Here is a 25,073-nt window from a genome sequence, read left to right on the forward strand (position 1 = left end):
TTGTTCGTACATTCGTTCGTTCGCGGATCGACCCGTTCGTCGTCAGACGTGGGTTTCCTGGACCTCGGCGAGGACTTCCTGCGGGGTCGCGGCGGTGGTCGGCGGGACGGCCGGGCGGACGTCGGTCTCGATCAGCGAGCCGTCGGCGTTCTTGCGGATCTTGGGGAGCTTGACGTCGCTGGCGACGCCGACGAGTCGCATGGCCTGGATCGCCATGTAGGTCGGGTCGACCTCCCACCAGTCCAGGCCGTGGCGGGCCGAGGTCTGGAAGGCGTGGTGGTTGTTGTGCCAGCCTTCGCCGTAGGTCAGCGCGGCGCACCACCAGAGGTTGGTGGACTGGTCGCGGGTGGCGTGGCTGCGGTAGCCCCAGATGTGGCTCGCCGAGTTCACCAGCCAGGTCGTGTGCAGCACGAAGATGGTGCGGACGAACCCGCCCCAGATCATCCAGCTCATCCCCAGGCCGCCGTAATACTGGCCGGCGACGTAGAGCAGGGCGAAGAGGCCCAGCGGGAAGAGGATGAAGGTGTTGTCGAGCCAGCGGTGGATCGGGTCGCGGAAGAGGTCGGGCGCCCATCGCTTGTAGTAGGCGTCGGTATGGCGGGAATTCTCATCCGTCACCATGAACCAGCCCATGTGCGCCCAGAAGAACCCCTGCAAGGGCGAATGCGTGTCCTGTTCCTCGTCGGAATGGGCGTGGTGGCGGCGATGGTCGGCCACCCAGCCGATCGCGCCTCCCTCCGAAGCCATCATGCCGATCATCGTCAGCGGGTATTCGAGCCACTTGGGGTGCAGTCGGAAGCTGCGGTGCGTGAGCAGCCGGTGATAGACCAGGCAGATGCCGATCCCGCCGGTCAGCCAGTGCAGGGCCAGGCAGAGGAACAGACCGGACCAGGAGAAGAAGGCCGGCGCCAGAGCCAAGAGCGCCAGGACGTGGAGCCCCCCCATGTACAGGATCGGGGCCCAGGCCAAGCGCTTCTGGACCGGCGGCGCGGTCGTCGTAGTGCTCATAGTCAACCTTTTTGAGTAGCTTTCCAGGAGAGTTCCGCGACGAGCTTTCGGCCGCCGTCGGCGGGGATCGGCGGGCTGTTGAGGAGCCGGCGCGGAACGAACCAAACCTGCGTCGACTCCTCAATCATCGAGAAGCCGCGCGTCGCCGGCCCAAGTCGTGATGCTGGGGTTTCGCTCGCAGGAGAACGGACACCGATTCGCTCGGCTCTCGCCCGGCTGTACCATTTTTCACGAAGTTCCGGGGGCTTGCCGAGCGAGGCCCTCGAAAACGCCCGATGCCGGGATTTGCGAGGGATGGGGGAGAGGAGAAGGGGGCGGAGACGAGGTCGTCCTTCCGCCCCCGAGGGCCGTCGTCAGAACGAGTTCACGAGCTGCTGGCTGCGGCTGGACATTGAGCGGGCCATCTTCCAGGTGTGGTAGTGCATCGCCATGTGAAACACGTAGAACATCACCAGGCCGGGGCGGCGGTGGACCTTGATGAAGTTCATGAATCGCTTGCGATACTCCTTGCGGAGTTCCGGCTCGGGGACGTTCTTCATCAGCCGGGCGAACAGGCCCAGGCCCTCGACGGCGCTTTGCATCTCCGAGAGGAACCAGCGGCGCGAGATCTTCCACCACTTCTTCTTGAGGGTGATCCCGTAGTCGAAGTTCGGGTTCATGAAGAGGGCGTCGGTCCGGTCGAAGTACGCCTGGGGCTCGTAGAGCCGGTTGAGGACCTCGAAGTAGCCGTCGAGCAGTTCCTCGCGAGACATCTTCAGGGGGATGACGTTGGTGCCGAACTCGGAGCGGTCCGCGGGGTCGAGCCGGCCCTCGGCGGCCAGCCTCGCGTGCAACGGCGTCTTGGGGATGGCCGAGAGCATGCCGCTCATGGAGAACGAGATCCGGCTCTGCTGGATGAACTCGATCTGGCGTTCGAAGATCCCGACGTCGTCGCTGTCGAAGCCCATGATCATCCCGCACCAGACTTCCATGCCGGAGTTCTGGATGCGGTGGACCTTCTCCAGCAGCGTCCCGCCGTCGCGGACGTTCTGGAACTTCTTGGTCTCGCGGAGGGACTCCTCGCTGGGGCTCTCGATGCCGATGAACGTGGCGACGAAGTTCGCCTCGACCATCAGGTCCATCAGCTCCTGGTCGTCGGCCAGGTCGATCGAGGCCTCGGTGAAGAGGCTCAGCGGGTAGCCGTTCTTGCGCTGCCAGACGACGACTTCCCGGAGGACCTCCTTGATCGCCTTCTTGTTGCCGATGAGGTTGTCGTCGACGACGAAGGCGATCCGCAGGCCGGTCTTCCAGATGGCTTCCAGCTCGGCGATCACCTGCTCGGTGGTCTTGATCCGGGGCCGGCGGCCGAAGGTCACGATGATGTCGCAGAACTCGCACTGGAACGGGCAGCCGCGCGAGAACTGAAGGCTGCCGAAGGCGTACCGCTTCATGTCGAGCATGTCGAAGCGGGGCGTCGGCACCTTCGTCATGTCGGTCTTCTCGACCTGTTCATAGCGATACTGGTTCAGGCCCTGCTTCCATTCCCTCAGGAACTGGGGCCAGGTCTCCTCGGCCTCGCCGATGAAGATCGCGTCGGCCGGTTCGTCGTCGAAATAGTCTTCCTGCACCGTGATCCAAGGGCCGCCGATCGCCACGAAGCAGCCCCGGGCCTTCAACTCGCCGAGGATCTCCTTCATGCGGAACCGCTGGACGCTCATGCCGGTCATCGCCACGATGTCGGCCCTGGCGCAGCGCTCGAAGTCGATCTCCTCGGCGTTCTCGTCGAGCAGGGTGACCGTGTGCTCCTCGGGAGTCAGCGCCGCGAGCAGGGGGAGGCAGGCGACCGGCAGGTTCGCGGCCTTCCCCATGAACGGCAAAAGATGATCCATGCCCCAGTACGACGGCTCGAACCGGGGGTTGATGATGACGATGTCTGCCATATACTGCCCATCCCTCTCGTCCTGGAGTCGGGTAAGTCAGGGAGGTGCGCAAGTTCCCGAGAATGAACATGTTATTCCAGCGGGAGCGCCTTGCCCAGATGCCAACCGCGATTTCGGGGGACGACGCCTGGCGGGGGTCGTCGTCGGCCGGATCGCTCCTACAATAAGAACGTCTCCCTGGGGCCGACCGCGAGGCGAGGACGACCGGCGTCCTTTCCCGCGAGTTTCCACCGCGTTTTCCGAGACTCCTCACTCGACTCCACCGAGTTCCGGCGGGATCCCTTCGGGCGCCACGCGTTCCGCGAACCCGTGGACCGGCCGGGGATCGGGACGACGGCCCGAGGCCGGCCCGACGCCTTTGACGTGGCGGAGCCAGGTGAGGACTCTCCGTTTTCTTATCACATTTCATGCCACGATTTCCGATTCTCCGTCCCGCCGTCCCCCGGCGCGGCCTCGCCGCCGAGATCCCGGCCTTCGCGCCCCATCCCTGGATCCGGGGGGGGCACGCCCAGACGATCGTCGGCCGCTACCTGGGCCCGAACCGCTCGCCGCGGCCTTCGAAGGCGGCGACGATCGCGCTGCCGGACGGCGATCGGCTCCGGGTGAGGGAGTCGCTGCCTGAAGGGTGGGGCGAGCGCGCGCCGGCGGCCGTACTGCTGCACGGGCTGGCGAGCACGGCGGAAGCCTCGTACCTCGTGCGGTTCGCCCGCCGCCTGGACGACCTGGGGGTCCGGGTGGTCCGGGTCAACCTGCGCGGGGCGGGGGAGGGCTTCGGCCTGGCCCGGGGGTTCTATCACGCCGGCCGGACCGAGGACGTCCGGGCGGTCGTCGACTGGCTGGCGGAACGCGCACCGGGATCGCCGATCGCGGTCGCGGGCTTCTCGATGGGGGCGAACCAGGCGCTCAAGCTGGCCGCCGAGTCCTCCCGGCCCGATTACCCGGGCGCCCGGATCGACTGCGTCCTGGCCGCGAACCCGCCGATCGACCTGTCGCTCTGCTGCCGCGCCATGCGACGCCCCGAGAACCGCGTGTACGATCGGAGCTTCGTCCGCTGGCTGGGCGCCCAGGTGCGCAGGCTGCACGAGCGCTTCCCGGACCTCGGCCCCGCCGAGATCGAGGACGTCCGCTCGCTGTACGACTTCGACGACCGGTACACGGCGCCCCGCAACGGCTTCGCCGACGCCGAGGACTACTACCGTCGCAACAGCGCCGGGCCGCTCGTCCCCGAGATCGCGGTCCCCGGCCTGGTCGTTCACGCCGCCGACGACCCGTTCATCCCGGCCTCGGCCTTCGAGGCCGTCGCCTTCCCCCCGAACGTCCGGTTCGAGCTGCTCCCCCACGGCGGCCACCTCGGCTACGTCAGCCGACGCCCCTGGCTCGGCGACCGCCGCTGGCTGGAGACCCGACTGGCCGCCTGGCTGGCCGGGCGCTGGGGCGGGTGACGGGCGGGTGGAGGCCCTCGTCTCCAGGGCCATGAAGATTCCTTCATCACGGCCCGCGGTTTGCCTCGGGACCTCTGGGATCGGCGCGACGATCCCACGAGCCGCGGCGCGATCCGAAAGGGGCCTTCGATGGGCGAGACGCGCGACAGCATCGCCGACGTCTGGGGCGGGCGGACCCCGTTCGAGGGGGTTTGGCCGTCCCGCGTGGACGAGCGTACGACGGCGGAACCGGAGCGGTGGGTCGCGTCGGCCTGCGTGCTCTGCTCCAACGGCTGCGGGCTGGACGTCGGCGTCCGCGACGGCCGGATCGTGGGCGTCCGCGGGCGGGCCGACGACCGGGTGAACCGCGGCCGGCTCGGCCCCAAGGGGCTCCACGGCTGGGAGGCGAACAACAGCCCCGACCGCCTCGTCCGGCCCCTGATCCGCCGCGGCGGCCGGCTGGAGGAGGCGACCTGGGACGAGGCGATGGGCCTGGTCGTCGAGCGGTCCCGGGAGATCCGCGACCGGTTCACGTCGGGGGCCATCGGCTTCTACACGTCGGGGCAACTCTTCCTGGAGGAGTATTACACCCTCGGCGTGATCGGCAAGGCGGGCCTGGGGACGCCGCACATGGACGGCAACACCCGGCTCTGCACGGCGACCGCGGCGGCGGCCCTGAAGGAGACCTTCGGCTCCGACGGCCAGCCCGGCTCCTACGCGGACCTCGACGCGACCGAGGCGATCCTCCACATCGGCCACAACGTCGCCTCGCAGCAGACCGTCCTCTGGGCGCGGATCCTCGACCGCCGGCGCGGGCCGGACCCGCCCCGGCTCGTCGTGATCGACCCTCGGTCCACGGCGACCGCGAAGGAGGCCGACGTCCACCTCGCCCCCCGGCTCGGCACGAACGTCCCGGTGCTCAACGGCCTGATCCGCCTGATCATCGAGGCGGGCCAGGTCGACCGCGACTACATCGCGGCCCACACCGTCGGCTTCGAGCGCCTGGAGGAGGCCGTCCGGAGCTGGCCCCCCGAGCGGGTCGCCGAGGTCTCGGGCGTGCCGGCCGACTCCCTTCGCGCCGCGGCGGCGATCCTCGGCGGGGCGAAGTCGCTGGTCTCGACGGTCTTGCAGGGGGTGTATCAGTCGATGCAGGCGACGGCCGCGGCGTGCCAGGTCAACAACCTCCACCTGATCCGGGGGATGCTCGGCCGGCCCGGCTGCGGCCTCTATCAGATGAACGGCCAGCCCACGGCGCAGAACACCCGCGAGTGCGGCGCCGACGGCGACCTGCCGGCCTTCCGAAACTGGGACAACCCCGCGCACGTCGACGAGCTCGCCCGGCTCTGGAACGTCGATCCCGACGTCATCCCCCACTGGGCCCCCCCGACCCACGCGATGCAGATCTTCCGATACGCCGAGACCGGCTCGATCAAGCTTCTCTGGATCAGCGCCACCAACCCCGCGGTCTCGCTCCCCGAGCTGCACCGGATCCGCGAGATCCTCGCCGAGCCCGGCCTGTTCGTCGTGGCCCAGGACGCCTTCGCGACCGAGACCACCGAGCTGGCCGACGTCGTCCTGCCGGCCGCGCTCTGGGGCGAGAAGACGGGATGCTTCACGAACGTCGACCGGACGGTCCACCTCGCCCAGAAGGCGGTCGAGCCCCCCGGAGAGGCCCGATCCGACCTCGACATCTTCCTGGATTACGCCCGACGGATGGACTTCCGCGACAAGGACGGCGCGCCTCTCATCAAGTGGTCCGACCCCGAGGGGGCCTTCGAGGCCTGGAAGGAATGCACGCGGGGCCGCCCCTGCGACTACACCGGGATGACCTACGCCCGCCTGGCGCGCGGCCCGCTCCAGTGGCCCTGCAACGATCGCTATCCGGACGGCCGCGAGCGGCTCTACGAGGATGGGGTCTTCCCGACGTCGGCGGATTATTGCGAGACCTACGGCCACGACCTGATCACCGGCGGCCTCGTCCGCCCCGAGCTCTACAGGGCGAGCGACCCCGGCGGCAAGGCGCTCATCAAGCCGGCCGACTACGAGCCGCCGCACGAGGAGCCGGACGCCGACTACCCCTTCCGGCTCACGACCGGGCGGGTGGTCTACCAGTTCCACACCCGGACCAAGACGGCGCGGTCGCGGGCCCTCGACGCCGCCGCGCCCGACGCCTACGTGCAGATCGCGGCCGAGGACGCCGAGACGCTCGGGATCGCCGAGGGGGACCTGGTGGAGGTGGCCTCGAGCCGGGGCCGGATCCGGGTCGCCGCCAGGATCGGCGACATCCTCCCGGGCCACGCCTTCGTCCCGTTCCACTACGGGTACTGGGACTACACCGACCGCCCCCGGGCCGCCAACGAGCTGACGCTCACGGAATGGGACCCCGTGAGCAAGCAGCCCCACTTCAAGTACGCCGCCGTGAGCCTGGCGAAGGTCTCGATCGCGACCCGGGCCGGGGACGTCGCCGGCGCGGTCGCGCGGGGGGTCGGCTCGGCGGTCGCGGCCGTCCGCTCGGCCGCCAAGCTCGTCGAGGCGTCCACCGCCGGCAAGCGGCACGTGGCGAACTACCTCGGCCTGGCGAGGCGGAGCGAGGCGCATCTCGCCGAGTCCCTCCGGCTCGTGGCCGATCGCCACGGCCACGAGCCGGACGTCCTCCAGACGACCCGGATGCTGGCCTCCTGGTCCGACGAGAACGGCCGCCTCCTCGAACCCTTGGCCGAACGCCACGGCGAGACCAGCGACGAGGAGCCCGAGAACCTCCACGCGGCCCTCTTCCGGGGCCCTCGCGGCGGCAGCCTCGGCCTGGTGCGCGACCTCCACGACCTCTGGCTGCTCACACAGGAGCTGAAGCTGGCCTACGAGGTCCTGTCCGCGTCCGCCCTCGCCCTCCGCGACCGGGAGATGGAATCAGACCTGGCGCAGGCCTCGTCCCGGAACCACCGCCAGTCCACCTGGCTTCGGACCCGGATCGACCACGCCGCCCCCCAGGCGCTCAACGTCCCGTCGTGAGTCGTCCCGCGATCGGCGCGCTCACGCCCCTCGGGGGGCGGGGCCGGGCTTGGGGAACTCGCCGCGGAGGAAGGCGTCGCGGGCGCGGGGCTCGTCGAGGTCGAGCTCGAAGGGGATCCATTCGCCGGTGGATTCGTCCAGGAGGGCGGCGTCGGTGAGGCCCCGCAGGGTGGTCCGGGGGGTGGTCCAGACGAGGCGGTCGTCCTCGTTCGTGAAGCCCTGACCGTCCCACTGGCCGACGCCCCCGATCGTCTCCCGAAGGGCGGCGCGGACGGCGTAGATCGCCTCGATCGCCTCGGGGTGGTTGCGGATGGTCTCGGGATAGATCCGGATGGCGTAGATCGCCCGGACGCTCTCCAGGTAGTCGCCCAGCCAGCGGACGGCCGAGGGGGGGCCGCCCGATTCCAGGCTGTCGATGAAGTCGGCGACTTCCTCGGCCCCCAGGGTGTTGGGGCCGACGGGGTTGAGCTCGACGGTCGCCCAGACGTCGTGCAGGTCCTCGGCCTCGGGGCCGATCGCCAGGTAGTTCCCCAGCATGCCCGGATGGTCGACCGACCAGACCGCCCCGAAGGGGACGGCCCGCTGCAACACGGCGAGGGGGACGTCGCGTTCATCGACGGTCAACAGGCGGAGATAATCACCCATCGGCCGACTCCGTCACCAAATTCCCGACGCACGCAACCACGCCTCGCCTGGCAGGGAGTCGTTGAAGGCGGTCGGCGTCGTCGTCGACTGCCGCGCCGGAACGACCCGCGATGGGAGTTTGCGATCGAAACCCCCTCACGAAATAAACTAGCAGCGCACCATCGAGGATGCAAGGGACGAGGAAGACCCAGACGTCGTCCCCCAGGGAGATCCGCCGCACCCATTCGCCCACCGCGAGGCTCCCCAGGAACGACGGCAGCCCCGTCGAGAGGATCAGGAAGATCGCCTGGACGCTCGCCCGGTGCGTCGTCGGCGCCCGCCCGTCCAGGAACACCTGGCCGCCGATCGAGAAGCAGGCGATCCCGACCCCCTGGAGCACCCCCACCCCCACCGCCAGCCAGAGCGGCGGGTGGGTCGCCAGGACCAGGTAGCGCAGGACCCACGCCGCCAGGCCCAGGGTCATCGTCCCCTTGTAGCCCCACCGCCCCAGCAGCCAGGGCATCACCGCCAGGGCGACGACCTCCGGGGCCTGGCCGAGCGACATGGCCGTCGAGATCCAGGGCCGCGGCAGCCCCCTCGCCGCCAGATACGCCGGCACCACCTGGTAGACCAGGGGGATCGTCAGGAAGACGCCGAAGGCGGTGATCAAGAAGACCCGAACGTCCTTCTCGCGAAGCACTTCGACCCCCTTGCGGAGGTTCGCCCGGCCGGACGTCTCGCCGGCGAGCGGGGGCGTGTTCGGCAGGGTCGCGCAGTAGACGGCCATGACCAGCGAGAGCGCCGCCGCGGTCCAGAAGACCTCGGGGATCCCCCCGGCGGTCGCGAGCCGGCCGCCGCCGAGCGTCAGCATCACGATCGAGGCCAGCCAGCCCACGGCCATCCAGCCGACCGTCCCCCAGAGCCGGACCGACGCGAACTCGCGCCTCGGGTCGTCCAGGTTCCGCATCGCCAGCGAGCTGCTCAGGCTGTGCGTCGGCATGATGATCGAGAAATAGAGCAGGAACGTCAGGAAGAGCGGGACCGCCCCGACGATCCACCCCGACGCCAGCGCCGCCAGCAGGAGCGTCCCCATCCCGTAGGCCAGCACGAGGAACGTCTGCGTCGGCATCAGCCGGTCCACCAGCTGCCCGGCGCCCAGCGGCAGGAGGGTCGCCGCCAGCGCCTGCGAGGCGAAGATGAGCCCCCGCCAGCGGCCGTCGATCCCCAGCTCCCCCAGGTGCACCCCCAGCAGCGGCCAGAAGACGCCTTGCACCGCGTAGAGCAAGGCCATCATCACCGACAGCCGCCACCGCCCGCGCGTCTTCATCGCCGCTCTGCTCCTGGTCCGTCGAGCCCTCCCCTGGGCGTATGCGACTTTACCAGAGACGCGCGACGGCACCCAAGGCCAGTTGCCGGGACGCCCCCGACCGTCCGCTTATTTGTTGACGGCCTGCATCGCCTGGGCGTGGTAGCGGTCGCCCGAGGCCGAGCCGGCGGGGAGCAGGGCGTCGATCTTCCCGAGGTCCTCGTCCGTCATCGTCACGTCGGCCGCCCCCAGGTTCTCGTCCAGGTACTCGATCCGCTTGGTCCCCGGGATCGGCACGACGTCGACCCCCTGGGCCAGCACCCAGGCCAGGGCGAGCCGGCTCGGCGAGCAGCCCTTGGCGGCGGCCATCTCCTCGATCACCTTCACCAGGTCGAGGTTCTTCCGGAAATTCTCCCCCTGAAACCGCGGCGAGTTCCGCCGGTAGTCGTCGGCCGCGAAGTCCTCGGGCGACTTGTACCGGCCCGTCAGGAAGCCCCGGCCGAGCGGGCTGTAGGCCACGAAGCCGATCCCGAGCGCCCGGACGGTCGGCAGGATCGCCAGCTCCGGCTCCCGGCTCCAGAGCGAGTACTCGGTCTGCAAGGCCGCGATCGGGTGGACGGCCGCCGCCCGCTTGATCGTCTCGGTCGCCGCCTCCGAGAGTCCCAGATGCCGCACCTTCCCCTCCCGGACCAGCTCGGCCATCGCCCCCACCGTCTCCTCGATGGGGACCTGGGGGTCGACCCGGTGCTGATAATAAAGGTCGATGTAATCGACCTTCAGGCGCCGGAGGCTGGCGTCGCAGGCCTCCTTGACGTACGCCGCATCGCCCCGGACGCCCAGGAACTCCCCCTGCGGCCCCCGCACGTTGCCGAACTTGGTCGCCAGGATCACCCGATCGCGACGGCCCGCGATCGCCTTGCCGACGAGCACCTCGTTCCGCCCCGAGCCGTACATGTCGGCCGTGTCCAGCAGGTCGCCCCCCTCGTCGAGGAAGCGGTGGATCACCCGGATCGACTCGGCCTCGTCCTGACTCGCGGGGTCGTAGAACTCGCTCATCCCCATGCAGCCCAATCCCGGCGCCCGCACGTCCAGGCCGCCCAGCTTGCGGAGCGGCAGTTCTCGGCGAAATCCATGCGACATCGATCGATGTTCCCGGAGGTGTGAGACGAGCCCATCGCCCGACGACCGATCGTCGTCATTGGTGGTTCGTCGATTCCAGTATAGAATCGAGGACAAGGGCTGGAGCGAGGATCTCGGAGCCCGGCCCAACCCATCGAAGCGAACGGCCCCGCGATCAGGGCCGCCTTATGGATTCCATCATCGAACTCACGACCGGCTATCCGACCTTCGAAGAACTCGACGCCGAAATCGTCTCCGTGGTCGACGACTTCCGTGCGATGGGGGTCGAGACGATCCACGTGACCTTCGGGTTCGGCTGCGCCCTCGACGCCCGCGTGCAGTCCCAGGACGTCCCCGTCCCCTTGGGCCGCCTGATCCGCTTCATCGAGGACGCCGAGGCCGACGGGACGTTCCAACTCCGCGAGTCGGACCTGATTCTCCAGGGCGGTGGACTCGAATTCCTGTTCTGCCACGAGGGGGACGTCCATTGTTACGGCCGCGAGTCGCCACGGCTTCTGGCCGTCCGCCGGCGCTGGAGACGGGAGCACGAGCAATCCGCAGACCGCCGCTGCGGTGGGCGGTATCGCCGGCTGACGGGCCGCCCGAAGGCTCGATGAGGCGGCGACGATCAACGGCGGATTCAGGTCCGCTCCCGAATCCCGATCCTGGAGGACGCGACGCCGTCGCAGCGACATGATCTGCCGAATCCTCCCCTACCACGTCGCCGAGGGGCCGACGAACATGGCGATCGACGAGGCCCTGCTGGACCTCGTCGCGCGCGACCCGTCGTCGGCCTGGCTCCGCACCTACGGCTGGGCGACGCCCACCCTCAGCCTCGGCTACTTCCAGCGCTGGGCGGAGACCGAGGCCGAGCCCCGATGGCGCGACGCCGCCAAGGTCCGGCGCTCGACCGGAGGCGGGGCGATCTGGCATGAGAACGAACTCACCTTCGCGATCGTGATCCCGTCGGACCACCCGCTCGCGAGGCCCAACACGGCCCTCTACCGCGCGGTGCATCGCGCCACGGCCGACCTCCTCGCCTCCCGCGCCGTCGAAGCCCGCCGCCACGGCGAACTGGACCCGGCCGAGGCTGGGGCCGAGGCCGTCGCCGTCCCCGACCATCCGTTCCTCTGCTTCGCCGGCCGCGACGGCGAGGACCTCGTGCATCGCGGCGTCAAGCTGCTGGGGAGCGCCCAACGGAGGAGGGCGGGGGCCGTCCTCCAGCACAGCTCGCTCCTCCTCAGGGCCGCCGACGCCGTCCCCGAACTCCCCGGCGCGGCCGACCTGGCCGACGTCTCGGACGACGCTCGCGACTGGGCCGACGCCCTCGCCGCCCCCCTCGCCCGCGCTCTCGGCATGGACCCCGCCGCCGCCCTCTGGCCCGACGGGCTCCTCGACCACGCCGGGCGCATCGAGCGTGAGGTGTACCGGAACCCCGACTGGAATCACAAGCGTTGAAAGCCGAATCCGAGAAGGACGATCCGATGTTCCTGGCCGCCGTGATCCAGACCTCCTCGACGACCGACGTCGGCCGCAACCTGGCCGAGATCGAAGCCCTGGTCGCCCGCGCGGCGGGGTATGGGGCGAAGTTCATCGGCACGCCCGAGAACGCGAATTTCCTCGGCCCGGCCGACGAGAAGGTCCGCCGCGCCGAGCCGCTCGACGGCCCGACGTGCTCGTTCTTCGCCGACCTCGCGCGGCGGCACGCGATCCACCTGCTGCTGGGCTCGTTCAACGAGCGCGGGGGGTCGCCCCAGCGGTGTCGGAACACGAGCGTCCTGTTCGGCCCGGACGGCTCCCGGCTGGCGATCTATCGCAAGATCCACCTGTTCGACGTGGACCATTCCGACGCCGTGCGGGCGATGGAGTCGCGGACGATCGAGCCGGGGACCGACCTCGTCGGCGCCGACACGGCGCTCGGCCGGTTCGGCCTGAGCGTCTGCTACGACCTGCGGTTCGCCGACCAGTACCGCGGCCTCGTGCGGCGAGGGGCCGAGATGCTCTGCGTCCCGGCCGCCTTCACCATGCGGACCGGCCGCGATCACTGGGCCGAACTCCTCCGCGCCCGCGCGATCGAGTGCCAGTCGTACGTCCTGGCCCCCGCGCAGTACGGCCGCCACGGCGGCGAGTCCGAGCTTCGCGAGAGCTTCGGCCGCGCGATGATCGTCGACCCCTGGGGCGTGGTCCTCGCCACCGCCCCCGACGGCCCCTCCGGCCTGGCCCTCGCCGAGATCGACCCGGGCCGCGTCGCCGAGATCCGCCGCGCGATCCCGGTCTCCGCCTACGACCCGGCCTGACGACCGCCGTTCGCGATCCCGCGACATGCGCCATTGTCATGGTGGGGGCCGTTGCGCGCCGCGATCGTCGCAGCCACGACGGCCCCCCACCGAGAGGCCAGGGACGACGAGCGAATCTCCACCATGAAAACCGCCGAACAAACCCAATTCTCGGGACCGACAACTCGGCTTAAACACCGATTTGGTCGGCCCTTGCGCCCGATGGGTTCGTTTCCAGGACCCGTCGAGCGAACCCAATCTCGGGCTCCGATTCCCGGCGGGAAGGAACGGACCCGATTTTGCAGTTGGGGGGCGGCCCCCGCTCCCCGGAGTCGGGGAGGGGGGCGAGGGGATCGCGCCGAGGCTCAGGCCTTGCGGAGCTTCTCGGCGTGCTTGGCGGCGGATTCCTTCACGCAGTCCAGGGGGGCGGACTTGGCGAGGGCGTCGTAGACCTCGGCCGCGGCCTTGCACTGGCCGAGGGCGGCGAGGGATTCGGCCGATCGGAAGAGGCCTTCGACCACGGCGGCCTGGGGCGCGTCCTTGGTCTTGGCGAGGGCCTCTTCGAGGGCCTTGGCGGCGGCGAGCGTGCCGATCGCGCCCAGGGACTTGGCGGCGGCGACGACGACCTGCGCGTCGGCGTCGGCCAGCTTGGCGACCAGGGCGGGGACGGCCTTGACGTCGCGGCGCACGCCAAGGCTGGCGATCGCGCCGACGAGCGGGCGGCCCGAGGCCTCGGCGACGACGGCGCGGAGGGCCTCGTCGACGCCCGGGTCGGGGATCGGCTCGATGGCGTAGCGGGCCATGTCGGCCAGGTCCTCATCCTTCAGCAGGGGGGCGACGACCGGCAGGCAGCCTCGGTCGCCGACCTGGGCCAGGATGCGCAGGGCGTCGGCCTTATCCTTGCGGGTGGCGTCGGACTTCTGCAGGGTCTCGACCAGTTCGTCCTGGCTCTTCTTCTTGCGGTTGCCCGCGGACTGCGACGCCTTCTGGGCGAAGGCCGAGGACGAGGCGGCCAGCAGCGCGGCCCCGGCGAGAACGGCGGCTTTGGTCTTCATCTTGGCATTCCTCGACGGGTGGGATTAGATGATCCAGGGGGCGCGCTGGGCTCGGGTGAGGAAGCGGTCGGCCTCGGCGTCGCCGACGAACTCCTCTGGGACCGGGTCGAAGTGGACGTCGCGCCTGAGCCACATGCAGACGTTGGCCGCGTGGACGGTGGCCATCGAGTGGTGCATGACCCCGGGGTTGGCGACGGCCTGGCGCCGGGTCTTGACGCAGTCGAAGAAGTCGCGGACGTGGTTCATCGGCCGCTTGGTCTCTTCCATGTACTCGGCCAGGAGCTTCTCCCCCTCGGCGAGCAGGGCGGGCGAGGAGACGTCGGGCTTCTCATAGCCGTCGGCGCAGGAGGCGGAGCCCTCGTCGCCTTCGAAGGTCATGCCGCAGGAGCCGCGCCAGCCCTCGCGCTGGAGGATCATCTTCACGCCGGAGGCGAAGGTCGTGACCATGCCGTCGCCGCTGACGTTGTTGACGTAGGCGTACTCGATCGGCGAGGTGTCCAGGGCGTCGATCCCGGCCTGGCCCTGGGCGAAGGTGTGGGCGCCCCACTCGCCGATGCAGCTGGTGTGGAAGTCGTAGTGGCCGCGCCAGCCGCCCTTGATGTAGCCGGTGTTGAACGGCCGCCAGGGGCAGCCGCCGAGCCAGGCGTCCCAGTTGACGTCTTCCTTGGAGGGGAGGGGCTCCTCGGGGAGCCAGGCGTGGCTGAGGTCGGCCGAGTCCCAGGGGGCGATGTGGGCGCGGACGGTGTGGATCTTGCCGAGCTTGCCCTTGCGCGCCAGTTCGATGATCGTCCGGAACGGGCCTTCGCTGAGCCGCTGGGTGCCGGTCTGATAGATCCGGCCGTACCGCTCGGCGGCGTCGACGACCGCGCGGCCCTCGGCGACGGTCATGCTGGAGGGCTTCTCGGAGTAGACGTCCTTGCCGAGCCGCATGGCGCGGATGGCGGCCTGGGCGTGCCAGCGGTCGCCGGTGGCGATGAGGACGGCGTCGATGTCGGGCCGGGTGGCCAGCATCTCCTCGAAGTCGGCGTACATCTTGCAGTCTTGGTCGCCGTTCTTCTTGTCGATCTTGGCCTTCACCTCCTCGCGACGGCTCTTCTGGACGTCGGCGATGGCGACGAACCGGACGTCGGGCTCGGGGCTCATCCAGTCGAGCACGAACTGGCCGCGAGGGCCCAGGCCCACGCCCGCCATGGTGATCCGCTCGCTGGGGGCGACGGCTCCGTCGCGGCCCAGGGCCGAGGCCGGCACGATCGTCGGGACGGCGAACGCCGCGCCGGCGAGGGCCGCCGTCTTCAAGCAGTCGCGCCGGGTCTGGCCCTTCGCGGCCGTGCCGTCGGCGGTCGAAACGGGATCCGTCATCGTGGAGTCTCCCTCTGTCTGGGATGTCCGGGCGAGCCTCCCGTGGGTGCCGTCCGCCCCCCGGGGCGTCTCCGCCCGGGGCCGCCGGCGTCGCACTCGCCGGGCGTCGATCGGCCGGTTGCAGGGAGGGGGAAGCTCGCTCGCGAAGGTAGGAGGACGACCCGTCGGCCGACGGGCCTCCCGCCATCATCCCCGTCCCCGGCATGCGAAGCAAGGAGGCAGTCGACGACCATCGATGCGGGTTCAGAGGATCGGCCGACGGGGAGCGGGCGCGGGGTCGTCGATGCGCGAGACGGGGACGAGACGGATCGTGACGGGCTCCGGATCGCGGCGAGCCCGGAGCGCCTGGCCGGGCTCGCTCATCAGGTCGCCGCACCGGACGGAGAGCGAGGCGGGCCCTTCGGCCAATCCGTCGAACCGGAAGCGGCCGGAGGCGTCGGTCCGCGCGACCTCGACCCGCGGGTTCTGCCTCGAATGGTTTTCGACCTGGGCCCCCTCCACCGGCCTGCCGTCTACGTCCACGACCGTGCCGACGACAGAGCAACCCGGTGCCAGCAGGACATCCGGAAAAGTCGCGGGCTTGCCTCGCTCGACGTCGAGAGGCTCGGTGTCGACGCCGACGAACCCCTCCTTGCTCACCAGCAGGCGGATCGCGGTCGGCGCGGCTCCCGCCACCGCGTCGGGCATGCAGTCGAGCCGATAGCGGCCCCGCTCATCGGTGGTCGCCCGGCAGGATTCCGTCGCGATCATCGTGCTGCTCGTCGAGCCGTTCTCGTTTCTCCAAACGTAGGCGGCTTCGACCAGGGCTCCGGAGACGGGGTCGCCCGAGCGGTCGACGACCGTCCCGCCGACCTCGGCGAGCACCGCCGGCTCGGACGAGGGCAGTGCGACGTGGATCGCCATCCGGCCGTCTTCGAGACGCGGTTGGATGTGGCCGCCTTCCTTGCATTCCAACTGGGCCGACCGGCCCTCCCCGTCCATCAGCCGGTAGCGATCCGATCCGTCAAGGCGTTCCACGCTCCGGACGGCCTCGGGTCGGAAACCGTCGTCCCACCGGAGCGAGAACCCGAGCGGCCGGGCGTCCCACCGCCGAGGCGCCTCGATGTTGCCCTCGATCTCGCCGCCGGTGCGGGGGAGCCCCATCCGCGCCACGCCATCGGCACCCGCGACGGCCCGGACGGGCCCTGTAAAGATCCTACCGTGCGCAGCCGGGCGGCCGTCGCCGGCCCAGGCCAGCTGGAACTCCCAGGTCGCCCCCCGACGCATCGGATAGTCCCTGCGCGCGACCGGGGCGGCGTCCCCCACCGCGAACGGCGTGAAGCTCAGCCCGTCCCACAGGACATAGCAGCCTGGTGCGGGCTCGATCCTCGGCATGGAGCAGTGCCCTGGCGGCAGATCCACCGAGTAGACGCCATCTGCGCCGGACTGGGCGGACTTAAGCACCAGTTCCTTCTTGCCCGGTTCCGAGGTGAAGACCTCGACCGTGGCGCCGGCGATCGGCTCTCCGGTGTCCGGGTCTGCGACCCGTCCAGTGAGTCGGTACTTCGTCGGCGAGCGGGCTCCGAAGGCTTCACGAGACGGAGCCGCCTTGTCATCGGCCGCCGAGGCGTTCCAGGTCCACGCGCCGGCCGCCAGGGCGAGCAAGGCGACCGACGCTCCGATGAGTTTCGAGATCCGCATGGTCCGCAAGGCTCCTTGGGTCAGGTTCAGGACGGGGATCGGGACGCCGGCGCCGAGGGCCGAGGCGGCGAGGGTCGCCAGCCTCGCCGTCGCGGTCGACAGGGCGACAGGGACGAAGGGAGGGGGGAGCGGGGCGAGGGCCCGGGCCGGGTCGGAGACGCCTCGGCGTTCGAGGCGGGCCCGCAGCCGCTCCTTGCCTCGCTTCAGGCGGACGCCGAGGGTGCCGAGCGGGCACTGGAGCTGTCGCGAGGCGGCCTCGTAGGTCAGGCCCTGGAGGTGGCAGAGGACGATCGGGTCGCGATACCGGGCGGGGAGTCGGTCGAGTTCCTCGATCAGGATCGCCAGGTCGTCGGCCGTGTCGGGCGGGAGGGAGACGGTGGGCGCCATCGCTCCGGCCCGGTGTTCGTGGACGCGTCGTCGGGCCGAGTTCGCCCTCGCCCGGGCCGCGACCCGGCGGGCGACTCCGAACAGCCAGGGGGCCAGGGAGGCGCGGCGGCGGACGCTCGGCGCGCGGCAGGCCAGGATGAGGAACGTCGCCTGGAAGGCGTCCTCGGCGTCGGCGTCCGAGCCGGCGGCGGAGCGGCAGACCTGATGGACCATCGCCCCGTGCCGCGCCAGGATGGCCTCGAACGCGGCCTCCGCCCCGTCCGCGCGGTCGAGGAACCGCCCGAGCAGCTCCGCGTCGTCGAGCCCGGCGAGGGAGCCCGCCTCGTACAGCGTCTGGATCGAGCGGACCAGCCCGCCCCCGCCCCGGCTTGCCGTCATTTCGTCGCCCTCCTGGATGGTTCGTCGCCCCATAGTGCCCCGGGGACGCCCGGCGCTTTCAACAATTTCGCGAGGGGCCGGTGATTCGGGGCGGGACATGGCTCCTCGCTTCGGCCGGTCGCACGGGTTATCGTGGCAGGCAAACGTGCCCGAGGTCTTCCTCGCAGCCCCGAGACACCATCCATGAGCACAGAGACGACGCCCGTCGAGCCCGAGGCCCCCGTCGCCGACTCGCCGACCATCCCCGACCCGGCGGTCGCGGCGATGGCCCGGCTGGATTCGATCGACGCCTATCGCGGCCTGGTCATGTTCCTGATGATGGCCGAGGTCCTCCGCTTCGGGCAGATGGCCCGGAACTTCCCGGAGAGCGAGTTCTGGCGGTTCCTCGCCACCCAGCAGGACCACGTCGAGTGGATCGGCTGCGTCGTCCACGACATGATCCAGCCGTCGTTCTCGTTCCTGGTCGGCGTCGCCCTGCCGTTCTCGATCGCCTCGCGGATGGCGAAGGGGCAGTCGCGGGGGGTCATGAGCGCGCACGCGCTCTGGCGGGCGCTGGTGCTGGTGCTGCTGGGGGTCTTCCTGCGGTCGGTCGGCCGTTCCCAGACGAACTGGACGTTCGAGGACACGCTCTCGCAGATCGGCCTGGGATATCCGTTCCTGTTCCTGCTGGGCTGGTATTCCCGCCGCGTGCAGGGTGCGGCGCTGGCGGTGATCCTGGCGGGCTACTGGCTGCTGTTCGCGGCCTATCCCGCGCCGGGGACGGGGTTCGACTACCCCGCGCACGGCGTCCCGGCCGACTGGCCGCACCTGCTGGGGGGCTTCGAGGCCCACTGGAACAAGAACAGCAACCCGGCCTGGGCGTTCGACGCCTGGTTCCTCAACCTCTTCCCGCGCGAGAAGCCGTTCCTCTACAACGGCGGCGGCTACGCCACGCTCAGCTTCATCCCGACGCTGGGGACGATGATCATGGGGCTGCTCGCCGGCGGCCTGCTGAAGGAGCGGCGGACCCCCTGGTCGAAGCTCGGCCTGCTGGCCGCCGCCGGGGTCGCCGCGACGGCCGTCGGCTGGGGACTCGGGGCGGCGGGGCTGGTCCCGGTCGTCAAGCGGATCTGGACCCCCTCGTGGACCCTCTATTCGGGCGGGATCGCCTTCCTGACCCTCGCCGCATTCTACCTGGTGATGGACATGCTAGGCTGGAAGCGGTGGGCGTTCCCGCTCCGGGTCATCGGCATGAACTCGATCGCCGCCTACTGCCTGGCCCACCTCGTCGAGGATTTCATCGTTTCGGCGTTCCGCACCCACCTGGGCCCCGACGTCTTCAAGGGGTTCGGCCCGGAGTATGAGCCGTTCGTGCAGGGCGTCGCGACCTTGTCGATTTTATGGCTCGTCCTATTCTGGATGTACCGCCGTCGGCTCTTCCTGAAGGTCTAGGAGCAATGATCAGGATCGGCCCAGGTTTTGCATCTGTGCAAACCCATGACGAATCGCCCATGACTCCTGATCGTTACAAATTTTCCATGCTTCTCCAATTGCCCATGTTGTACAATGGTGTCGAGCGTCTCAGCGGCCGACGACATGAGCGAGCGACCTGGGCAGAGACGATTGCTGATGGACAACCGGAGGACGAAGAAGATGCGGATCCGAATGAGCTTGGCGATGGCGGCCTGCGTGCTGATGGCGGCCCAGACGGCTTCGGCCTGCGGCACCTGCCACAAGACCCCCTGCGTGGTCGCACAGCCGGCTTACCAGTGCGTGACCGAACTGGTCCCGTACACGGTCTACAAGAAGCAGTGGCGGACCGAGTACGAGACGGTCTCCAAGACGGTGATGGAGCGGATTCCGGTCACCAACTACGTCGAGCGGCAGCGGGTCGTCTGCAAGCCGGTCTATGACACGGTCGACGTCCCGGTCCAGCGGGTCGTCTGCAAGCCGATCCAGGAGACCGACTACGTCACGCAGAACTACACCGTCTGCCGTCCGGTCCAGACGACGCAGCAGGTGCAGTCCTGCGAGTACGTTCCGTCGACGCAGTACGTCACGGTGCCGGTGAAGAAGTGCTTCCTGCACCACAAGTCGGCCTGCGGCGATTGCAAGGTGGTCGCCAAGACCACGTACACGGCCGTGCCGACGGTGAAGGACGTGGTGGTGACCCAGCTCGTCCGCGAGACCCAGACCCGCCAGGTGCCGGTGACCCGGACCCGGTACGTCCAGGAGGTCGTCAACGAGGTCCGCAAGGTGACCCAGAAGCGGATGGTTCAGGAAGTGGTGGTCGAGAAGGTCCCGGTCGTGACCTGGACGTGCCAGCCCCGCGTCGTGACCAAGCAGGTCCCCCGCAAGGTGTGCGAGCAGGTCGCCGTCACGGCCTACAAGAAGGTCAACCGGGTCGTCCCCGTGACCTACGCCGCGCCGGTCGAGTACGCCGCCCCGGCGGTCGCCCCCGCCCCCCAGGCCGTGGCCCCGTCGCAGCAGGGTTGATCTGATCCGGCGAGCGACCGTCGCCGACGGAATCTCCCGAGAGATATGACGGAGTCGTCCGGGCCCTTTGGGCGCCCGGGCGGCTCCGTCTCGCATTTCGAACGTGAGGTCTCGGCGGGGCGGGGCGGGGCGGGGGTCAGCCGGCCGTCTCGGCCTTACGGTTGCGGTAGAGCGAGGGGTCGACGGCGGCGACCATCGCCTCGACGTCCAGCCGGCCGCCGAAGAAGGCGTTGATCCGCTCGGCCTGCTCGCGAGGCTGGTTCACCAGGTCATGGTGGCGGACGAACAGGACCGGCATGTTGGGCTGCTTTTCCAGCCAGGCGTAGAGCCGTTCCAGGTGCTGGGCGAAGGCCCGCTTGATCTCGTCGCGGGGGGCCGAGGGGCGGCCCAGGCGGGCGAGCATCTTCTCCTGGGAGGTCAGCATCTCGTCGAAATCGCGCTGCATGAAGACGACGCGATAGGTCTCCGAGGGGGGGAGGTCGTAGAGGAGTTGAGAGACCATCTTGAAGACCTTGCCCCGGGTGTCGGGGATCCAGGAGGCGTCCTCCTTGATCTTCTTGACGATCTCGAACTCATAATAGCCGCGCGGGTTGTCGACGTCGGGGGTCCGCAGGCTGTCGGTGACGGCCTCGATCCCCCCCTTGTCCAGCATCTGCATCATCAGGGACGTGCCCGAGCGGGGCAGGCCCGAGACGACCACGATTTCCTTCTCCGCGCCCGCTCCCGCTCCCGATTCCGCATTCATGATCCGACGGCCTCCCTGAGAAATCCAAAACTCGATGGATTCTAGCGAGTCGTCGGGGATCGAGACATCCCGATCCCTTGCGGTCAGCCGTCGAACCGCTTGAGGATCAGGGCCGTGTTCTGGCCGCCGAAGCCGAAGCTGTTGGAGAGGACGGCGTCGACCCGGCGCTCGCGGGCCTGGTGGGGGATGTAGTCCAGGTCGCAGGCGGGGTCGGGGTTTTCCAGGTTGATCGTCGGCGGGAGGACGCCGTCGCGGAGCGCGAGCAGGCAGGCGACGGCCTCGACGGCGCCGCCGGCGGAGACCAGATGGCCGGTCATGCTCTTGGTGCTGGAGATGGGCATGGTGTACGCGCCGTCGCCGAACACCCGCTTGATCGCCAGCGTCTCGATCGAGTCGTTCGAGGGGGTGCTGGTGCCGTGGGCGTTGATGTAGTCGATGTCGGACGGGTCGAGGCCGGCGTCTTCCAGGGCGGTCCGCATGGCGGCGACGGCGCCCCGGCCCTCGTCGTGGCTGTCGGTCAGCCGGAAGGCGTCGGCGGTCGAGCCGTGGCCGGCCACCTCGCCGTAGATCACGGCCCCGCGCGCCCGGGCGTGCTCCAGGTCCTCCAGAACCAGCACCCCGCCCCCTTCGCCCAGGACGAAGCCGTCGCGGTCGCGGTCGAACGGCCGGCTGGCGCGGGCGGGGTCGTCGTTGCGGGTGGACATGGCGGTCAAGAGGATGAACCCCGTCACCCCCAGGGGATGGATCATGCTGTGCGCGCCGCCGGCCAGGACGACGTCGAGGTCGCCCCGACGGATGAACTCCGAGGCCTCGCCGATGGCCTGGGCGCTGGCGGCGCAGGCGGTCTGGCACGTCAGATTCGCCCCCCTCGCCCCGAAGACCGACGCCAGGTGGCCCGCCGGGTTGCCGGGCTCCTGGTCGGCCTCGCGGACCGCATGCAGGCCCCGCACCCCCTGGCTGGTGAACCGGGCGGTGTCGACCTTCCCCTCGCGGCTGGAGCCGTGGACCAGGGCCACGAACCGGCCGAAGTCCTGCTGGCCCTCGCCCGAGCCCAGGTACACCCCGAACCGCGACGGGTCCAGCCGCGACTCGTTCAGGCCCGCATGGGCGACGGCCTGGGTCGCCGCCGCCAGCGCGAACTTCGAGGTCCGGCTGTGGTCGACCCATCGCTCCGCGTCGGGCCGGTACGCCGCCAGGTCGAAGTCCGGCACCTCGGCCGCGATCCGGGTCGCGAACGTCCCGGCGTCGAACAACGTGATCGGGCCCACGCCCCCACGACCCGCGCACATCGCCGCCCATGAGGACTCGACGTCCCCCCCGACCGGCGTGATCATCCCCATCCCCGTGACCACCACTCGTCGTCGCATCGCGAGCCCTCTTCGCTACGGACTTCCCTCGGATCGCGCCGGAATGGTAGGGGGGCCGTTTTCCCACGTCAAGATCGGCGAATGCGGCGAGCCGGGAGAAAGCCGGGCCGGGGATCAGGGTCGATCCCAGGATTGCTCGGCCCCGACGGCCCCGTCGGACTGGAAGCGGCGGATGCGGAGATTCGCGGGGGAGGCGTCGACGCGGAGGACGGTGGCCTTGGCGAGCGGGTGGGCGTCGCCGACGAAGACCGGGTACTGGAAGCCTCGGGAGGCGTCGGGGCAGGGGGGGATCACCTCGGCGTGGTGGTTGTGCCCGGCGACGATCAGGTCGACCTTCCCGGAATCGTACAGCGGGCCGAAGAGCTTCTCGACGCGGATCGGCCCGTACCACTTGGACTTGTCCCGGGGAAGCGTCCGCCAGTCCGGTGGGATGTGCTGGACGACCACCCGCCAGGTCGCGGCCTTGTAGGCGTCGCCGGCGATCTCGCGCGAGAGCCAGTCGCGTTCCTCTTCCATGTAGGCGTCGAAATCGACGAGGCCGCTGTACTCGACGCTCGCGTCGGGCTTGTCCTCGCCGGTGTCGAGGAGCAGGACGCGGACCGCGCCGAAGGTCATGGCGGCGTAGTAGCGGTCCTCGGGAAGGATCAGGTACTCCGGGAGTAGGCGGGCGAACGCGCCCCGGGTCTCGTGGTTGCCCCGGAGGAAGAAGCAGGGGATCCCCTTCGAGGCGAACCAGGCCATCGGCAGGAGGAGGCTCTCGACCACCTGTCGCTCGGTCATCGGATCGGTGAGGACGTCGCCGTTGAAGACCATGAAGTCGACGCCCCCGCCGGCGAGCGGAGTCAGAAGCGGGTAGAACTGGATCCGGTCGTGGACGTCGTTGAAGACCAGGAACGAGGCCGAGCCGTCGTCGCGACGGGTCGGCGGGAGGCTCACCTCCTTCGAGGTCGCCGGCTCGCCGTAGACGACCGAATAGGGGGCGAGCTTCGTGATCGGACGCGAGACGGCCCGGAAGCGGAGCGGCTTCGACGGGTCGTACCCCTTCAGCACGGCCTTCTGGATCGTGGAGTTGGCCTGCTTGAGCCCGTGCCGGGACGACCCGGAGCGCTTCCAGGCGCCTTCCTCGCCCCCTTCCGGCTCCTGCGTCCATTCGACGACCCCGTCGCCGGGAGCGGCCGTCATCCAGCCGACGCCGATCTCATCCCCGCCGAGGAGCTGGACCCAGGGAGGAACGGCGAGGAACCCCTCGCCGCGCAGGGCGAGCACCTCGGCGCGGGCCTCGCTCTCGGCCGCCGCGACCTCGGGTCGCTGGGCGGAAGCCGGGCCGGCTCCCAGGATCAGGATCAGGGCGAGGGTGGAAGCCAGGGCGGGCCGGGCGGCCGGGGTCGGCCGAACTGGTGTTCGCATTCTCATCTCCCTTTCGATCTCTGGGGGGGCGTCGGCTCAGGGGGCCGAATCGGGCGCGTGTTCGCGGGCGTGCTGCTGGCGGTAGGCGGCGGGGGTGAGGCCCGTCGAGCGTCGGAAGACGGTGCTCATGTAGCCGAGATAGGCGAAGCCGGACTTCTGGGCGATGTCCTCGTAACCGAGGCTGGTCTCGGCCAGAAGCTGCTCGACGCGCCGGATGCGCTCGCGGGCGATGGTCTCGTGGATCGTCCGGCCGAGCTCCTCGCGGAACAGGCGCTGGAGCTTGCTCCGGGAGACGTCCACGTGCTCCAGCACGTCGTCGACCCGGATGCCTGAACAGGCGCGGTCGCGGATGAACCGGACGGCCTCGGCGACGCAGGGCTCCTCGATCGCCGTGATCTCGCTGGACTGCCGGACGGCGACGCCCAGCGGGGGGATCGCCAGGGTCGTCCTCGGGGCCCGGCCGCCGCTCATCATCCGGTCCAGGAGGGCGGCGGCCTGATAGCCGATCGTCTGGCAGTCGGGGATCACGCTCGACAGGGGGGGGTTCGCCAGCTCGCAGGCGAGCGTCTCGTCGTCGGCGCCGACCACCGCGACTTCCTCCGGGACCGAGACCCCCGCGCGACGGCAGGCCTCGAGCGCCTGGATGCCCCGGAAGTCGTTGCAGGCCATCAGGCCCAGCGGCTTGGGGAGCGAGGCGATCCAGCGCGAGACGGTCGCCATCTCCGTCTCCCACGCCGGGAGCTGATGCCCCCACGACGCCCGCTGGCCGCCGCGATACGCCCGACACTCCCAGCCCTCGCGCCGGACCCGCTCCGCGAAGCCCTCGTAATTGGCGATCGACCACCGGAAGCCGGGGTAGCCGAAGAAGGCGAACCGCTTGAACCCCCGCTCCAGCAGGTGCTCGGCGGCCAGGGCGCCGATCGCCCGGTGATCGCTCTGGATGTGGGGACGCCCCCCCTGATCGTCCAGGTTCACCATCGGCACGCGTCGCGGCGGCCGGAACTCGCTGGAGGACTTCGCCACCCCCAGGATGATCCCGTCGCCGTCCCACGACGCCAGCCACGGGGGCGGGGGGTCCAGCCGCGATCGGGGCTCGAAGTAGAACGTCCAGGGGCCGTTCTCCCGCGCGTACCGGGACACGCCCTGGAGGATCTTGCGACCGTAGGCCATCGACGTCTGCACGACCAGCGCGACGTGCGGCGGTCGGCTCCGCGAGGGAGGGGGCTTCGGGGTTGCTGTCATGCGTCGGGGGATCGCAGAGACGCCGCCTGGGCGGCTGGGAGAGGATCGATCGACGGAAGTTGTGGATCCGATCCATCGTATCTCAGAGCCATGCGAGGCGGCAACCGCGGGATCAGGCCGAAAGTTAGAAAACGAATGCCGAATATTGCATTGCCGACCAACGGGCGAGCTTCTACTGTGATCTTCACTCTCCCCTTTCTCTCGTCTTCCGTCGTTCGCGGAACGAGGTCGTGCGTCTTCTTTGGGACGCCCGGCCCCTTGCGCTCATTCCTTGCCCATCCCGCTCGTCCGAGGAG

19 protein-coding genes are annotated in these 25,073 nt (G+C 69.9%); 7 read left to right on the top strand and 12 right to left on the bottom strand.

What is annotated here, in order from left to right; translation table 11 throughout:
- Positions 1–42 precede the first annotated feature (42 nt).
- Together VT85_RS08310 and VT85_RS08315 are read right to left on the bottom strand one after the other, a co-directional pair.
- On the bottom strand, positions 43–1,008 hold the full coding sequence (locus VT85_RS08310) for an acyl-CoA desaturase (RefSeq protein ID WP_082858446.1): 966 nt from the start codon (positions 1,006–1,008) through the stop codon (positions 43–45).
- Positions 1,009–1,361: 353 nt separating this feature from the next.
- Positions 1,362–2,927: a B12-binding domain-containing radical SAM protein gene (locus VT85_RS08315; RefSeq protein WP_068413215.1), complete on the bottom strand. Its 1,566-nt coding sequence runs from the start codon at positions 2,925–2,927 to the stop codon at positions 1,362–1,364.
- A 407-nt stretch (positions 2,928–3,334) separates the two neighbouring features.
- Here VT85_RS08315 and VT85_RS08320 point away from each other — a divergent pair, with 407 nt between their 5' ends.
- Complete coding sequence (locus VT85_RS08320) at positions 3,335–4,369, top strand: YheT family hydrolase (RefSeq protein ID WP_068413218.1); 1,035 nt, start codon at positions 3,335–3,337, stop codon at positions 4,367–4,369.
- A 129-nt stretch (positions 4,370–4,498) separates the two neighbouring features.
- On the top strand, positions 4,499–7,357 hold the full coding sequence (locus VT85_RS08325) for a molybdopterin oxidoreductase family protein (RefSeq protein WP_068421662.1): 2,859 nt from the start codon (positions 4,499–4,501) through the stop codon (positions 7,355–7,357).
- Between the two features lie 21 nt (positions 7,358–7,378).
- On the opposite strand, the gene VT85_RS08330 is transcribed toward VT85_RS08325, so the two are convergent.
- The 3 genes from VT85_RS08330 to VT85_RS08340 form a co-directional block, all read right to left on the bottom strand.
- On the bottom strand, positions 7,379–8,002 hold the full coding sequence (locus VT85_RS08330) for a hypothetical protein (RefSeq protein WP_068413221.1): 624 nt from the start codon (positions 8,000–8,002) through the stop codon (positions 7,379–7,381).
- Positions 7,995–9,308 (bottom strand): MFS transporter, encoded by a 1,314-nt coding sequence (locus VT85_RS08335; RefSeq protein ID WP_068413224.1) that lies wholly within the window; start codon positions 9,306–9,308, stop codon positions 7,995–7,997. The genes VT85_RS08330 and VT85_RS08335 overlap by 8 nt, the downstream gene beginning before the upstream one ends.
- Positions 9,309–9,416: 108 nt before the next feature.
- On the bottom strand, positions 9,417–10,403 hold the full coding sequence (locus VT85_RS08340) for an aldo/keto reductase (protein WP_156513136.1): 987 nt from the start codon (positions 10,401–10,403) through the stop codon (positions 9,417–9,419).
- 191 nt (positions 10,404–10,594) lie between these two features.
- On the opposite strand from VT85_RS08340, the gene VT85_RS08345 reads away from it, so the two are divergent.
- From VT85_RS08345 to VT85_RS08355, 3 genes are all read left to right on the top strand, one after another.
- Positions 10,595–11,023 (top strand): hypothetical protein, encoded by a 429-nt coding sequence (locus VT85_RS08345; protein WP_068413230.1) that lies wholly within the window; start codon positions 10,595–10,597, stop codon positions 11,021–11,023.
- A gap of 76 nt (positions 11,024–11,099) precedes the next feature.
- Positions 11,100–11,864: a biotin/lipoate A/B protein ligase family protein gene (locus VT85_RS08350; RefSeq protein WP_068413233.1), complete on the top strand. Its 765-nt coding sequence runs from the start codon at positions 11,100–11,102 to the stop codon at positions 11,862–11,864.
- Positions 11,865–11,890: 26 nt separating this feature from the next.
- Positions 11,891–12,703 (top strand): carbon-nitrogen hydrolase family protein, encoded by an 813-nt coding sequence (locus tag VT85_RS08355; protein ID WP_068421666.1) that lies wholly within the window; start codon positions 11,891–11,893, stop codon positions 12,701–12,703.
- A gap of 344 nt (positions 12,704–13,047) precedes the next feature.
- Here VT85_RS08355 and VT85_RS08360 read toward each other — a convergent pair whose 3' ends face one another.
- The 3 genes from VT85_RS08360 to VT85_RS08370 form a co-directional block, all read right to left on the bottom strand.
- Entirely contained in the window at positions 13,048–13,737 is a 690-nt protein-coding gene (locus VT85_RS08360; protein ID WP_068413236.1) for a HEAT repeat domain-containing protein, read from the bottom strand.
- A 24-nt stretch (positions 13,738–13,761) separates the two neighbouring features.
- Entirely contained in the window at positions 13,762–15,096 is a 1,335-nt protein-coding gene (locus VT85_RS08365) for a Gfo/Idh/MocA family protein (protein ID WP_068413238.1), read from the bottom strand.
- A 243-nt stretch (positions 15,097–15,339) separates the two neighbouring features.
- Positions 15,340–17,541, bottom strand: coding sequence for a sigma-70 family RNA polymerase sigma factor (locus VT85_RS08370; RefSeq protein ID WP_197491169.1), 2,202 nt, complete (start codon positions 17,539–17,541; stop codon positions 15,340–15,342).
- A gap of 183 nt (positions 17,542–17,724) precedes the next feature.
- Here VT85_RS08370 and VT85_RS08375 point away from each other — a divergent pair, with 183 nt between their 5' ends.
- Positions 17,725–18,972 (top strand): acyltransferase family protein, encoded by a 1,248-nt coding sequence (locus tag VT85_RS08375; protein ID WP_197491170.1) that lies wholly within the window; start codon positions 17,725–17,727, stop codon positions 18,970–18,972.
- 201 nt (positions 18,973–19,173) lie between these two features.
- Entirely contained in the window at positions 19,174–20,016 is an 843-nt protein-coding gene (locus VT85_RS08380; RefSeq protein WP_197491171.1) for a hypothetical protein, read from the top strand.
- A gap of 136 nt (positions 20,017–20,152) precedes the next feature.
- On the opposite strand, the gene VT85_RS08385 is transcribed toward VT85_RS08380, so the two are convergent.
- The 4 genes from VT85_RS08385 to VT85_RS08400 all read right to left on the bottom strand — a co-directional run bounded on the left by VT85_RS08385 (position 20,153) and on the right by VT85_RS08400 (position 24,777).
- Positions 20,153–20,761 carry a sulfotransferase family protein gene (locus VT85_RS08385; RefSeq protein ID WP_068413248.1) on the bottom strand — a complete coding sequence of 203 codons (609 nt, stop codon included), beginning with the start codon at positions 20,759–20,761 and terminating at the stop codon, positions 20,153–20,155.
- A gap of 83 nt (positions 20,762–20,844) precedes the next feature.
- Positions 20,845–22,128: a beta-ketoacyl-ACP synthase II gene (gene fabF, locus VT85_RS08390; protein WP_068413251.1), complete on the bottom strand. Its 1,284-nt coding sequence runs from the start codon at positions 22,126–22,128 to the stop codon at positions 20,845–20,847.
- A 114-nt stretch (positions 22,129–22,242) separates the two neighbouring features.
- Positions 22,243–23,535 (bottom strand): metallophosphoesterase family protein, encoded by a 1,293-nt coding sequence (locus VT85_RS08395; protein ID WP_068413254.1) that lies wholly within the window; start codon positions 23,533–23,535, stop codon positions 22,243–22,245.
- Positions 23,536–23,571: 36 nt separating this feature from the next.
- Positions 23,572–24,777, bottom strand: a complete 1,206-nt coding sequence (locus VT85_RS08400; RefSeq protein ID WP_068413257.1) for a XylR family transcriptional regulator — start codon at positions 24,775–24,777, stop codon at positions 23,572–23,574.
- Between the last annotated feature and the right edge of the window lie 296 nt (positions 24,778–25,073).

Origin of the sequence: Planctomyces sp. SH-PL62 (genome assembly GCF_001610895.1) — a bacterium.
In the GTDB taxonomy this organism is placed as follows: domain Bacteria; phylum Planctomycetota; class Planctomycetia; order Isosphaerales; family Isosphaeraceae; genus Paludisphaera.